The following is a 12,386-nucleotide window of genomic DNA, read 5'->3' as shown; positions in this document are numbered from 1 at the left end:
TGGCGTCCCCACGGGGATTCGAACCCCGGTCGCCACCGTGAAAGGGTGATGTCCTAGGCCTCTAGACGATGGGGACGCGTTAAACCGAATTTTTTGGCTTCCATCGGACGGCCTGTGTCCGGAGTGGTGGAGCCAGGCGGGATCGAACCGCCGACCTCCTGCATGCCATGCAGGCGCTCTCCCAGCTGAGCTATGGCCCCACGTTGTACCGCAAGCCGCCTAGTATATCTGCCTGTTCACGTTTGTGGAAGTCTTTTTGAGCACGTCCAGGTAACGCAACCGCAGGTGGCGGTGAACAAAAAGACCCGGCATGCCGGGCCTCGGTGTTCGTCTGATGAGTGGCGTCCCCACGGGGATTCGAACCCCGGTCGCCACCGTGAAAGGGTGATGTCCTAGGCCTCTAGACGATGGGGACGCATGAAACTCATCAAATTGTTCAGCACACCCGAACGGCCTAATGTCCGGAGTGGTGGAGCCAGGCGGGATCGAACCGCCGACCTCCTGCATGCCATGCAGGCGCTCTCCCAGCTGAGCTATGGCCCCACGATGCTGGAGGCGGAATTCTACGCGGCCGTGAAGCGTTCGCCAAGTCTTTTTTCTGAAATACCGAAGAAAGAATGCATGCGGAAAAAATCCACCGCTGAAAACAAAAAGCCCCGACCGAAGTCAGGGCTGTCTGTTTGAAACTGGCGTCCCCACGGGGATTCGAACCCCGGTCGCCACCGTGAAAGGGTGATGTCCTAGGCCTCTAGACGATGGGGACGCACGAAAACTTCAAATCTTGTCACTGCAATCTGATCGGCCTAATCATCGGATTGGTGGAGCCAGGCGGGATCGAACCGCCGACCTCCTGCATGCCATGCAGGCGCTCTCCCAGCTGAGCTATGGCCCCACGTCGTGAGGAGCGAAATCATAGCGACGACGTTTTGGATTGGCAAGGAAAAAGTGAAGAAATATTGCTATTCGTTGCGACTCATCCGCCTGGCAGCCGCTGATGGCGCAGGCGCAACGCGTTGCTGATCACCGACACCGAACTCAGACTCATCGCCAGCGCCGCCAACATGGGCGACATCACGATGCCCAGGGGATACAGCACACCGGCCGCAACCGGAATGCCAAGTGCGTTGTAGAGAAACGCAAACCCCAGGTTCTGCCGCATGTTGCGCACGCTGGCAGTGGAGAGCTGGCGCGCACGCAGGATGCCGCGCAGGTCGCCTTTGACGAGGGTGACCTGCGCACTGGACATCGCCACGTCGGTGCCATTGCCCATCGCGATCCCGACATCGGCGCTTGCCAGCGCAGGCGCATCGTTGATGCCGTCACCGGCCATCGCGACCGTGCGACCCTGCGCCTGCAGCGTGCGGATCAGCGCGGCTTTGTCGGCGGGGCGCATTTCGCCATGCACCTCCTCCAGGCCGAGTTCCCGCGCGACCGCTTCAGCGGTGGCGGTGCCATCGCCGGTGGCCATCACGACGCGCAGCCCATCGCGGTGCAGGTGCGTGATCGCTTCGGCGGTGGAGGCCTTGATTGGATCGGCGACGGCGAGCAGTCCACCGAGCTGTCCATCCACGGCCAGGTACATCACGCTTGCCGCGGTACCGCGCAGCTGCGCTGCACCTTCGCGCAACGCATCCAGGGCGATGCCGTGTTCGTCCATCAGTGCGGTATTGCCAAGCAGCAGCGCCTTGCCATCGACCACGCCCTGCACACCCATGCCGGTCAGTGAGTCGAAGTCCGCCACGGCGGTCAACGTCATCCTGCGCGCCTTCGCTTCGGCAATGATCGCGGCGGCAAGCGGATGCTCGCTGCCCTGGTCCAGGCTGGCGGCCCACTGCAGGATCTGGTCCGCATGGAAGGGGGGCGCGGCCTGCACATCGCGGAATGCGGGACGGCCTTCGGTCAGCGTGCCGGTCTTGTCCACCACCAGCGTATCGATCTTGCGCAGGGCTTCGATCGCTTCGGCATCACGGAACAGGACACCATGCTGCGCGGCACGGCCGGTGGCGACCATGATCGTCATCGGTGTGGCCAGGCCCAGCGCACACGGGCAGGCGATGATCAGCACCGCCACCGCGCTCAGCACCGCGTGCGTCCATGATGGCGCCGGGCCGAACAGGCCCCAGCCGAAGAATGTCAGTACCGCGACCGACAACACCGCCAGCACGAACCAGTACGCCACGGTGTCGGCCATGCGTTGCATCGGTGCCCGCGAGCGCTGTGCCTGCGCGACCAGCTGCACGATCTGCGCCAGCATGCTGTCATCGCCGAGCCGGTCGGCGCGCACCACCAGGCTGCCGGTGCCATTGAGCGTCGCGCCGATCACGCTGTCGCCGACGGCCTTGCCCACCGGAACGGGTTCGCCGGTGAGCATCGATTCGTCGATCGAGGAGCGGCCCTCCATCACGGTGCCATCCACGGGCACTTTCTCACCCGGGCGCACGCGCACGCGGTCGCCGGGCTGGAGCGCTGCGATCTCGACGTCCTCTTCGTGCCCATCCTCGCGCAGCACGCGCGCGGTTTTCGGCGCCAGGCCGAGCAGGGACTTGATCGCGGCCGACGTCTTCGCCCGCGCACGCAACTCCATCAACTGGCCGAGCAGCGTGAGCGAGATGATCATCGCAGCCGCTTCGAAATAGACGCCGACATGTCCGTGCTGCTGGAACGACGGCGGGAACAGCCCGGGCGCAACGGTGGCCACCACGCTGTAGCCAAAGGCGGCCAGCACGCCGGTGCCGATCAGGGTCCACATGTTCGGGCTGCGGTTGCGGATCGACTGCGCCCAGCGCTGCAGGAAGGGCCAGCCGGCCCACAGCACGACCGGCGTGGCCAGTGCCAGCTCGATCCACACCCGCAGATCCGGTGAGAGCCCGTGCAGTACCGGCGTCATCGCCAGCATCGCCAGGGCCATCGTTGCCACGCTCAGCGGCAGGCTCCACCAGAAGCGCCGCCGGAAATCGGTCAGCTCGGGGTTTTCCTCATCCTCAAGGCTGGGCATCGCCGGTTCCAGCGCCATGCCGCACAGAGGACAGTTGCCGGGACCGTCCTGCACGATCTCCGGGTGCATCGGGCAGGTGTACCGCGTGCCGGCGGGGGCTGGTTTGACGACGCCGGCAGGTGCGGCCAGATAGCGTTGCGGGTCGGCAATGAACCTGCGTCGGCAGCCATCGCTGCAGAACGCGTAGTCGTTGCCGTCATGGCGGGCATGGTGGGGCGTGGTGGCCGGGTCGACCATCATCCCGCAGACAGGATCCGTGACGGTGCCGGCATCGGTCGCCGTGGCGCCGGGGTGATCGTGGGCGTGCGTCATTTGCGGATGTCCGTCAACGCCGACAGGATCGGGCACTGCGCGTTGTCGCCGTGCCCGGGGCAGGCCTCGACCAGGTGCTTGAGCGCCCGGTGCATACGCTGCAGCTCGTTGATGCGCTGTTCGATACCGGCGAGTTTGTTCACTGCACTGTCGCGGATCTGTGCCATGTCCTGGCCGCGCTGATCGCTGAAGCCGAGCAGGTCGGCGACTTCATCCAGGCTGAAACCCAACGCCTTGGCGCGGCGGATGAACTGCAGCCGGGTCAGGTCGGCCTCGCTGAAGACGCGGTAGCCGCCGGCGCTGCGGCGAGCGGTGGGCAGCAGCTGCTGCCGCTCGTAGTAGCGCACCGTATCGATGGGCACGCCTGCCTGGCGCGCGAGCTGTCCAATGTTCATGAGCACCTCGTGGATGACCCGGTCATTGTGGACCCTGGAGTCTGGTCAAGGGTCAAGCCTTGCTGGAACCCAACTGAAGATTCATCGCGCGTGAAATTTGCAATTAGTTGCATGGTCGTCCTCGCGGGACGCCCGTAGCCTCAGGCCATCTTATGTACAGACCTGTTCTGCCCGGCCCCGTGTCGGCAGGCATTGTTCAAGGAGAATGGCCATGGACGCACCCCGCAATACGCTGCAGCCGGACCGCCGGCCGGACGCGCCGACCCTGATGGAAGTGGCGGTCGTTGAATTCCCCGGCAGCCTGCGCGCCGCCGCACCGGTGCTGTCCGAACTTGCCCAGCGCTGCAACCGCACAGTGGCCGCGGGGCGCCGCACCGGCGCACGGATGCTGGTGACGCGATGGACGATGTCCAGCCGGGGCATGCAGCGCGTTGCTGGCGCCGAACTGTTTGGCGATGCACTGCCGGCGATCATCGTCATCCCCGGCAGCGAATCGAGCTGGTCGATGGCACCGCCGGATGAACGCCTGCTGGCGTGGCTGCGCGAATGCCACGATGGCTGCAGCCTGCTCGCGGCCTGCGACGAGGGTGGCCTGCTGCTGGCCGCGGCGGGCGTCCTGGCCGGCCGCCCGGTCAGCGTGCCCGATCCGGCCCGTTGCCAGGCGCTGCGCACGATGGTGCCCAGCTGGCAGCCGTGCGAACGGACCCTGGTCGACGATGGCGATCTGCTGACCGCCGCCGGGCCGGACGCATGGAAGTATCTGAGCCTGCGCCTGATCGCACGGGTCTATGGGCAGAGTGTGATGAATACCGTCATCCAGCAGTTGCAGCTGATGATTCCGCGCACGGAACTGGATGATCTGGAACGCTTCAGCCCCAACTTCGCCCACGGCGATCGCAGCATCCTCAAGGCACAGCGCTGGCTGCATGGCATCGCTGCCCGGGGTGTGGGGCTCGACGACATCTGCGTGCAGGCCGGGCTGGAACCGCGCACGCTGCAGCGTCGGTTCCTGAAAGCCACCGGGATGCGCCCGATCGAGTATTGCCAGCGCCTGCGCATCGCCAAGGCGCAGCTGCTGCTGCAGGCCGGCGGCGTCGTGGATCAGGTTGCATGGGCAGTGGGGTACTCGGACCAGAGCGCGTTCCGCCGGCTGTTCCTGCGTATTGTCGGGCTGACTCCGGCACGTTATCGCCGCCAGCTCGCTGCCCAGCAGCGTGAGCGAGCGCACTCACGCCCGGTCGCCCGGGTGCTTGAATCGATTCGTCCGGCTGCCTGAATCGCACGACTGTCGCGTGCTTGATCCCCTGTCGGCTTGCTGGGACCATGCCGGCGGGCCCGATGCAACAGCCGTCGCCGCGTGGAAGATCACGGGCGGCGGCGGAGAAAAGCAATGATCAGCAGTGTAGGCCCGGTACCGCTTGCGGTCGTGTGGGTGTTGGTGGGTCTGGCCATCGCGATGCTGGTGGCCAGTGTGGTGCGTGCTCCAGCAATCGAAGGCGTGCCGCGTCCGCGGTCGCTGGTGGTGGACATGCTGCTGCTGGGGCTGCTGGCCGGACGTGCGGCGTTCGTGATCTGGCACCTGGGCGACTATGCGCAGGATCCCTTGGGCGTACTGCGCATTGGCGATGGCGGCTTCCTGGTGTGGCCGGCGATGGTGGCGGGGCTGGGGTGGGGCGCCTGGCGCCTGCGCCGCTGGCCGTCGCTGCGGCGGCCGGTTGTGGCCGCCGCCCTGGCCGGCGTGCTGAGCTGGGCGGTACTGTCGGCGGGTGCTGGGTGGCTGCAGCAATCGCGGGTAACGCTGCCGGCGATCAGCCTGACTTCGCTGCAGGGTGAGCCGATCGCATTGGCCGATACGCAGGGCACCCCGGTGGTAGTCAATCTCTGGGCGAGCTGGTGTGGCCCCTGCCGGCGCGAGATGCCGGTGCTGGCGCGCGCGCAGCAGCGCCACCCGGACATCCGCTTCCTGTTCGTCAACCAGGGTGAAACCCGCGAAGAGGTCGAGGGTTTCATCGCCGCCGAGCAGCTGACGCTGCACAACGTGCTGCTTGACGAGGCTGCGCTCACCGCCGAGCGGCTGCAGGTACACGCCTATCCGACTACCCTGTTCTTCGACGGCCAGGGCCGGCTGCAGCAGATCCATCTGGGCGAACTCAGTGCCGCCGGCCTGCAATCCAAGCTCGACAGCCTGTAAGGGTGGTCGCGTTGTCATGTTCCTTGAATCCAGGAGTCACCATGAAGTTGAAGTCCTCGCGCCCATTGGGCACCGTGCTGGCGGTCTCGCTGTTGATGGCCCTGGCCGGGTGCAGCCAGGCGCAGACGCCCAGCACCGCTGACGCCGCGCCGGCCAAGGGCGGTGCCGATCGCCCGGCGGTGCTGAAAGGCATCGAGAAGCACGGCTTCGAGGTGATCGGCGAGTTCGACGCGCCCGGTGGCCTGCGCGGCTTTGCCGGCGTGGTCGGTGGGCAGCAGCCCGCGGCGGCCTACGTCACCGCGGACGGAAAACACGTCGTGGTCGGCAGCCTGTTCGATGCCAACGGCGAGGATGTGGGGGCGGCACCATTGGAAAAGCTGGTGGCCAAGCCGATGTCCGAGCGCAGCTGGAAGAAGCTGGATGAAAGCGCGTGGGTCCGTGACGGCCGCGCCGATGCGCCGCGCGTGGTCTACACCTTCAGCGATGCGAACTGCCCGTATTGCCATCGTTTCTGGGAAGCGGCGCGGCCGTGGGTTGACGCCGGCAAGGTGCAGCTGCGCCACGTGATGGTCGGCGTGATCCGTGAGGACAGTCCGGCCAAGGCGGCCGCGATCCTCACCGCGCCCAACCCCAGCGCCGCGCTGCTGGAGAACGAACGGCTGTTCGATCGCGGCGGGATCAAGCCGGCGGCTTCGCTGACCGCCGAGGTCGCCAACAAGCTCGATGCCAATCAGGTACTGATGATCGAGCTGGGCTTCCAGGGTACGCCGGGTATTCTGTTCAAGGATGCCCAAGGCATGGTGCAGCGCCGTTCCGGCATGCCCCAGGGCGATGACATGACCGTGGTGCTCGGCCCGCGCTGAGCCGAACCGGGTATCACTGCACACCGCGCCGGGCTCTGCCCGGCGCGCTTGGTTTGGGCGTCGTGCGGCCTGGCCCGGATGCGTTGACGCATTCGGCTTGATTTGGATCAAGGCTGAAAACGGGGCGGTCGCTAAGCTGCCCCGATGCGCTATTTCATGGATTGCCCCACACGCACCGGACGCGCGACTGCCCAGTCAGAAAACTGCCTGACAACATTCACGGCATTCTCACTTTGCGATTGTTACTCAGGGCGCTGGCTGACACGCACATGCGTGGCTGTCATCAGGGATGAGGGGATCCCGTGCGAGCGTACCCACGCACGCGATGCGTCCGCCGGCTTGACCGCCACCGGACCACGCGCAGGCGAAGGTCGCGCGCATTGCAGTGCCGGGCTGCGTGCCGGTTGCCTGCGGTGTCATGGACGCCTGCCGGAATCGACACGTGGAACTGTGTACGGTTCAAGGAGGACGTGATGCGTTTGTCTGTATTGACGGTCGCATGCGCGGCAGCACTGGCTGCGGCGCCCGTGTACGCGCAGGATTCGGCCGCCGCGTTGCGGCAGGATATCCAGACGCTGCGGCAGACGCTGGAGCAGATGGAGAAACGACTGCAGGCGATCGAATCCGGGCAGCCTCCACCTGCCTCGCCGGCCATCACGACGGCGACTGCCTCCGGTACGGGCGTCACGCCCGCCCCCTTGCCAGCGCCCCTGACGGCCCAGGCCCAGGTGCCGGGCATGGGCCAGGCGATTCTCCCGCAACGCGATTCCGTTGCCGACCCCTCCAGCGCCGCCTCCCGCCCGGACAGCGCCGCCGGGCCGACCGATCCCGAGCTGAAAGGCTTCTTCGCGATCCCCAATACCGATACGCTGATCCGCATCGGCGGCTACGCCAAGCTCGACGCGATCGCCGATTCGCGCGCAGCCGGTGACCAGGAACAGTTCGTCACCTCGTCGATTCCCGTCGGCAGTGCGCATCGGGATGTCTCCAATTTCACGCTGCATGCCAAGCAGACCCGCTTCAGCTTCGAAGCGCGGCGCCCGACCACGCATGGCAACCTGCGCTTCTATCTGGAAAACGACTTCTTCGGCAGCAGCGACAGTTATCAGTTCCGCCTGCGCCACGCCTACGGGCAACTGGGCAATACCTACGCCGGTTATGGCTATTCCACGTTCATGGATGCCGACAGCCTGCCCGACACCCTGGATTTCGCCGGGCCGGGTGGGGCGGGGTACCTGCTCGTGGCCGGCATCCACCACAGCTTCGCAATGGGCAAGGGGAACACTCTCACCGTGGCGGCCGAGGATCCGGATACGCAGTTGAGCAACCCCGCCGAGGGGATCATGCCGGTGGACCAGCTGCCGGACGTCACCGTAACCGCGCGCATGGAGCGTGACTGGGGCCATCTGCAGCTGGGTGCGGTCGCACGCAGCCTCGGGTACGACGGTGATGCCGGCGATGGCCGGCGCTTTGCGGGTGGCCTGCAGCTCAGCGGCTCGGCCGCGGTGGGCGAACAGGACCTGCTGTTGTTCGGCATGCTCGGCGGCAAGGGCCTGGCCCGTTATACGGCCGACCTGACCGGTTCGGGCATGGACGCGGTGGTGAGCGCAGACGGGCGGCTGCAGGCGTTGTCGCTGTATGGCGGCTTCGTTGGTTACACCCATTACTGGTCGCCGCTGTGGCGCTCGAACCTGATCTACGGCCAGCTCACCAGTGGACGCAACGATGCGCTGGCCGCCGATGCGTTCCGCCAGAGCCGCTACGGCGTCTTCAACCTGCTCTGGAGCCCGGCCCCGTCCTGGACGATGGGCATGGAGCTGCTCTACGGGCAGCTGGAACAGCAGAGTGGACAACGCGGCGACACGATGCGGCTGCAGGGCAGCCTGCAATACAACTTCATCAAGTAACTCCCAACGCCCGGCATGACCGGGTCCCTGCCTGGCAAAGGAGCAAGCGTCATGGCAAAAGCGAAGAAAATCGGGGTGGTCGGTGCCACCTTCCTGGTGGCCGGCAACATGATGGGGTCGGGGGTGTTCCTGTTGCCCTCCAGCCTGGCCAAGATCGGCACGGCCTCGATCTGGGGTTGGCTGATCACCACCGCCGGCGCGCTGCTGCTGGCCTTCGTGTTTGCCAAGCTCGGCAAGCTGGCGCCCAAGGCCGGTGGTCCCTATGCCTACGCCAGGGACTGGTTCGGCCCTTACATGGGTTTCCAGACCAACACCATCTACTGGTTCGCCAACTGGATCGGCAACGTTGCCATCCCGATCGCGGCAGTCGGCTACTTCAGCTACTTCTTCCCGATCCTGTCCGAGCCGTTGCCGCGCTGCATCGCGGTGCTGGCGCTGGTCTGGGCGTTGAGCTTCGCCAACGTGGTCGGCCCCTCGTTCGTGAGCAAGCTGCAGACGGTGACCACCAGCTTTGCGCTGGTGCCGATCCTGGGCATCGCGATCTTCGGCTGGTTCTTCTTCGACCCGACCATCTTCAAGGGGGCCTACAACGTCTCCGGCGAGTCCAACTTCGGCGCGATCTCCAGTGCCGCGGCGTTGACCCTGTGGGCCTTCATCGGCGTGGAATCGGCCTCGGTGACCGCCGGGGTGGTTGAAAACCCGGAGAAGAACGTGGCCCGCGCGACGCTGGGTGGCGTGTTCCTGGCCGCGATCGCCTACATCGCCAGCTCCTCGGTGATCATGGGCATGGTGCCCAATGGCGACCTGCAGGTTTCCGATGCGCCGTTCGCGCTGGCGGCGGCCAATGCGGTCGGTGGCTGGGGCGGGGCGCTGGTGAGCCTGTGCGCCTTCGTGGGCGCGGCCGGCTCGCTCGGTGGCTGGATCCTGCTGACCGCGCAGAGCGCCAAGGCGGCCTCCGATGACGGCCTGTTCCCGAGCATCTTCAGCAAGACCAACAAGGACGACGTGCCGGTCAAGGGCGTGCTGATCGTGGCGGTGCTGATGACCCTGGCGGTGCTGGTCACCTCCACCTCCAAGACCGCCTCGGCCCAGTTCGATGTGATCACCTCGGCGGCGGTGGTGCTGACCCTGCTGCCGTACATCTACTCCTGCGTGGCCTGCTACTTCGTGGTCGAGCGCTCGCACACGCTGGTGCACACCGGCGCATTCTGGCTGCTGACCAGCGTCACCGTCGTGTACTGCCTGTGGGCGATCTTCGGGTCGGCCGGCAACATCGTGCAGTACGCCTTCCTGTTCGTGCTGTTCATCACGGTGTTCTACCCGTTCTTCAGCGAGGAGCGCCGCCGCCAGCGCGGCCAGCTGCCCGCGCTCGACGCCGCCGTCCGCACGACGCTTTCGTGATATTGCCCCAGGAGAATCCCTGTGTACTTCAAGTCCCTTGATTACCCGATCATCGTCATCGACGACGACTACGAATCCCCGCGCATCGGCGGCATCCTGATCCGTGCGCTGGTGGACGAGCTGCGCAAGAACGACCAGCGCGTGCTGTGCGGCCTGACCCTGGCCGATGCCCAGGCCGGCGCGCGCACCTACGTGGCCGCCTCGGCGGTGCTGATCTCCATCGACGGCACCGAGGAGAACCCGGAGCAGTTCCAGCGCCTGCTGGGCTTCCTGCGCGAGCAGACCGCACGCCGCGCGAACCTGCCGGTGTTCCTGTACGGCGAGCGCCGCACCATCGAGAAGGTGCCGAGCAAACTGCTCAAGTTCGTGCATGGCTACATCTTCCTGTTCGAAGACACCAAGAGCTTCATCTCGCGGCAGGTGATGCGGGCGGCCGAAGACTACATGGCCAACCTGCTGCCGCCGTTCTTCAAGGCCCTGATCCACCACGCCGCCGAATCCAATTACTCCTGGCACACGCCTGGCCATGCCGGCGGCGTGGCGTTCACCAAATCACCGGTCGGCCGCGCGTTCCACCAGTTCTACGGCGAGAACACGCTGCGCAGCGACCTGTCGATCTCGGTGCCGGAGCTGGGCTCGCTGCTCGACCACACCGGCCCGATCAAGGAGGCCGAGAACGAGGCGGCGCGCAACTTCGGCGCCGACCACACCTTCTTCGTCACCAATGGCACCTCGACCGCCAACAAGATCGTCTGGCACGGGACCGTGGGGCGGGGCGACGTGGTCTTCGTCGACCGCAACTGCCACAAGTCGCTGCTGCACGCGCTGATCATGACCGGCGGCGTCCCGGTGTACTTCACCCCCAGCCGCAACGCGCACGGCATCATCGGCCCGATCAGCCTGGACCAGTTCACGCCCGAGTCGCTGCAGCAGGCCATCGCCGCCAACCCGCTGGCCAGCAAGGCCTACAAGGCCGGCTCCAAGCCGCGCATTGCGGTGGTCACCAATTCAACCTATGACGGGCTGTGCTACAACGCCGAAAAGATCGCCGAGGAAATCGGCAGCGCGGTCGATTTCCTGCATTTCGACGAAGCCTGGTATGCCTATGCCGCGTTCCATCCGTTCTATGAGAACCATTACGGCATGGCCAAGGGCAAGCCGCGCGAGCAGGATGCGATCATCTTCACCACGCACTCCACGCACAAGCTGCTGGCCGCGTTCTCGCAGGCCTCGATGATCCACGTGCGCAACGCCGCGACCCAGGCGCTGGATGCCGAACGCTTCAACGAAGCCTTCATGATGCACACCACCACCAGCCCGCATTACGGCGTGATCGCCGCGTGCGATGTGGCCTCCAAGATGATGGAAGGCGCCGCTGGCGAGTCGCTCGTGCAGGAGATGCACGACGAGGCGATTGCCTTCCGCCGCGCGATGCTGCATGTGCGCGAGGATCTGGGGCGCGACGACTGGTGGTTCAGCGTGTGGCAGCCGGACAAGCTGGAACGTTCGCTGGCCAAGGGCGATGCGCCGGCCCCGATGGTGGCCAAGCGCAGCGAGTGGTACCTGCAGCCGGACGCGCACTGGCATGGCTTCGATGGCCTGGTGGACGACTACGTGCTGATCGACCCGATCAAGGTGACCCTGCTCACGCCGGGGCTCTCGATGGACGGCGAGATGGGCCAGCGCGGCATTCCGGCCGCAGTGCTGAGCAAGTTCCTGTGGACCCGCGGCATCACGGTGGAGAAGACCAACCTGTACTCGGTGCTCTTCCTGTTCTCGATGGGCATCACCAAGGGCAAATGGAGCACCCTGGTCACCGAGCTGATGGCCTTCAAGGAGCTCTACGACAGCAATGCGCCACTGACCCGCGCACTGCCGCAGCTGGCGGCCGAGTTTCCGATCGCCTACGCCGGGTGGGGCCTGCGTGACCTCTGCGATGCGCTGCATGCCTTCAACGGCGAGTTCGGCGTGGCCGAAGTGATGCGCGCCATGTACGTGGATCTGCCCGAGCCGGTGATGACGCCCGCCGAAGCCTATGACCATCTGGTCCGCGGCCAGATCGAACGGGTCGACATCGAACAGATCAGCGGCCGCATCGCCGGCACCATGCTGGTGCCGTACCCGCCGGGCATCCCGACCATCATGCCGGGCGAGCGATTCGGCGCCAGCGATGAGCCGATCATCCAGTCGCTGCGGATCGCCCGTGAGCAGAACGCGCGCTTCCCGGGCTTCGAGTCGGATGTGCACGGGCTTATCATCGACACCGACGGCGATGCGCCGAGCTACAAGGTGGAGGTGCTGAAGGTCTGACGCCTGCGCGCA

8 protein-coding genes and 6 tRNA genes are annotated in these 12,386 nt (G+C 66.0%); 6 read left to right on the top strand and 8 right to left on the bottom strand.

Annotated elements, in window-relative coordinates; genetic code table 11:
* The 8 genes from OC373_RS01145 to OC373_RS01110 all read right to left on the bottom strand — a co-directional run bounded on the left by OC373_RS01145 (position 1) and on the right by OC373_RS01110 (position 3,702).
* A tRNA-Glu gene (locus OC373_RS01145) sits at positions 1 to 76 on the bottom strand.
* 48 nt (positions 77 to 124) lie between these two features.
* A tRNA-Ala gene (locus tag OC373_RS01140) sits at positions 125 to 200 on the bottom strand.
* A 139-nt stretch (positions 201 to 339) separates the two neighbouring features.
* A tRNA-Glu gene (locus OC373_RS01135) sits at positions 340 to 415 on the bottom strand.
* A 52-nt stretch (positions 416 to 467) separates the two neighbouring features.
* Positions 468 to 543: transfer RNA gene (locus tag OC373_RS01130), tRNA-Ala, on the bottom strand.
* 144 nt (positions 544 to 687) lie between these two features.
* Positions 688 to 763, bottom strand: a tRNA-Glu gene (locus OC373_RS01125).
* Between the two features lie 53 nt (positions 764 to 816).
* Positions 817 to 892, bottom strand: a tRNA-Ala gene (locus OC373_RS01120).
* A gap of 81 nt (positions 893 to 973) precedes the next feature.
* Positions 974 to 3,307, bottom strand: a complete 2,334-nt coding sequence (locus OC373_RS01115) for a heavy metal translocating P-type ATPase (protein ID WP_261996841.1) — start codon at positions 3,305 to 3,307, stop codon at positions 974 to 976.
* Complete coding sequence (locus OC373_RS01110) at positions 3,304 to 3,702, bottom strand: heavy metal-responsive transcriptional regulator (RefSeq protein WP_070425338.1); 399 nt, start codon at positions 3,700 to 3,702, stop codon at positions 3,304 to 3,306. The genes OC373_RS01115 and OC373_RS01110 overlap by 4 nt, the downstream gene beginning before the upstream one ends.
* Before the next feature lie 211 nt (positions 3,703 to 3,913).
* Between OC373_RS01110 and OC373_RS01105 the strand changes: the two genes are divergently transcribed.
* The 6 genes from OC373_RS01105 to OC373_RS01080 all read left to right on the top strand — a co-directional run bounded on the left by OC373_RS01105 (position 3,914) and on the right by OC373_RS01080 (position 12,374).
* On the top strand, positions 3,914 to 4,978 hold the full coding sequence (locus OC373_RS01105; RefSeq protein ID WP_261996840.1) for a helix-turn-helix domain-containing protein: 1,065 nt from the start codon (positions 3,914 to 3,916) through the stop codon (positions 4,976 to 4,978).
* Positions 4,979 to 5,092: 114 nt separating this feature from the next.
* A complete protein-coding gene (locus tag OC373_RS01100; RefSeq protein WP_261996839.1) occupies positions 5,093 to 5,893 on the top strand; it encodes a TlpA disulfide reductase family protein in 801 nt (266 codons plus the stop codon).
* A 41-nt stretch (positions 5,894 to 5,934) separates the two neighbouring features.
* Complete coding sequence (gene dsbG / locus OC373_RS01095) at positions 5,935 to 6,756, top strand: thiol:disulfide interchange protein DsbG (RefSeq protein WP_261996838.1); 822 nt, start codon at positions 5,935 to 5,937, stop codon at positions 6,754 to 6,756.
* Positions 6,757 to 7,229: 473 nt separating this feature from the next.
* On the top strand, positions 7,230 to 8,663 hold the full coding sequence (locus OC373_RS01090; protein ID WP_261996837.1) for a DcaP family trimeric outer membrane transporter: 1,434 nt from the start codon (positions 7,230 to 7,232) through the stop codon (positions 8,661 to 8,663).
* A 51-nt stretch (positions 8,664 to 8,714) separates the two neighbouring features.
* Complete coding sequence (adiC, locus tag OC373_RS01085) at positions 8,715 to 10,064, top strand: arginine/agmatine antiporter (RefSeq protein ID WP_102789585.1); 1,350 nt, start codon at positions 8,715 to 8,717, stop codon at positions 10,062 to 10,064.
* 21 nt (positions 10,065 to 10,085) lie between these two features.
* Positions 10,086 to 12,374: an Orn/Lys/Arg decarboxylase N-terminal domain-containing protein gene (locus OC373_RS01080; RefSeq protein WP_261996836.1), complete on the top strand. Its 2,289-nt coding sequence runs from the start codon at positions 10,086 to 10,088 to the stop codon at positions 12,372 to 12,374.
* The last annotated feature ends 12 nt before the right edge of the window (positions 12,375 to 12,386 follow it).

It is taken from the genome of Stenotrophomonas sp. Ste96, from assembly GCF_024519495.1.
Classification (GTDB): Bacteria; Pseudomonadota; Gammaproteobacteria; order Xanthomonadales; family Xanthomonadaceae; genus Stenotrophomonas; species Stenotrophomonas bentonitica_A.
Note: the sequence above shows the minus strand (reverse complement) of the source record. Positions and strands in the feature narration are given on the sequence as shown.

Coding starts and splice junctions, on each gene's coding strand:
- OC373_RS01115 (WP_261996841.1), bottom strand. CDS start 3,307: ATGACGCACGCCCACGATCACCCCGGCGCCACGGCGACCGATGCCGGC.
- OC373_RS01110 (WP_070425338.1), bottom strand. CDS start 3,702: ATGAACATTGGACAGCTCGCGCGCCAGGCAGGCGTGCCCATCGATACG.
- OC373_RS01105 (WP_261996840.1), top strand. CDS start 3,914: ATGGACGCACCCCGCAATACGCTGCAGCCGGACCGCCGGCCGGACGCG.
- OC373_RS01100 (WP_261996839.1), top strand. CDS start 5,093: ATGATCAGCAGTGTAGGCCCGGTACCGCTTGCGGTCGTGTGGGTGTTG.
- dsbG (WP_261996838.1), top strand. CDS start 5,935: ATGAAGTTGAAGTCCTCGCGCCCATTGGGCACCGTGCTGGCGGTCTCG.
- OC373_RS01090 (WP_261996837.1), top strand. CDS start 7,230: ATGCGTTTGTCTGTATTGACGGTCGCATGCGCGGCAGCACTGGCTGCG.
- adiC (WP_102789585.1), top strand. CDS start 8,715: ATGGCAAAAGCGAAGAAAATCGGGGTGGTCGGTGCCACCTTCCTGGTG.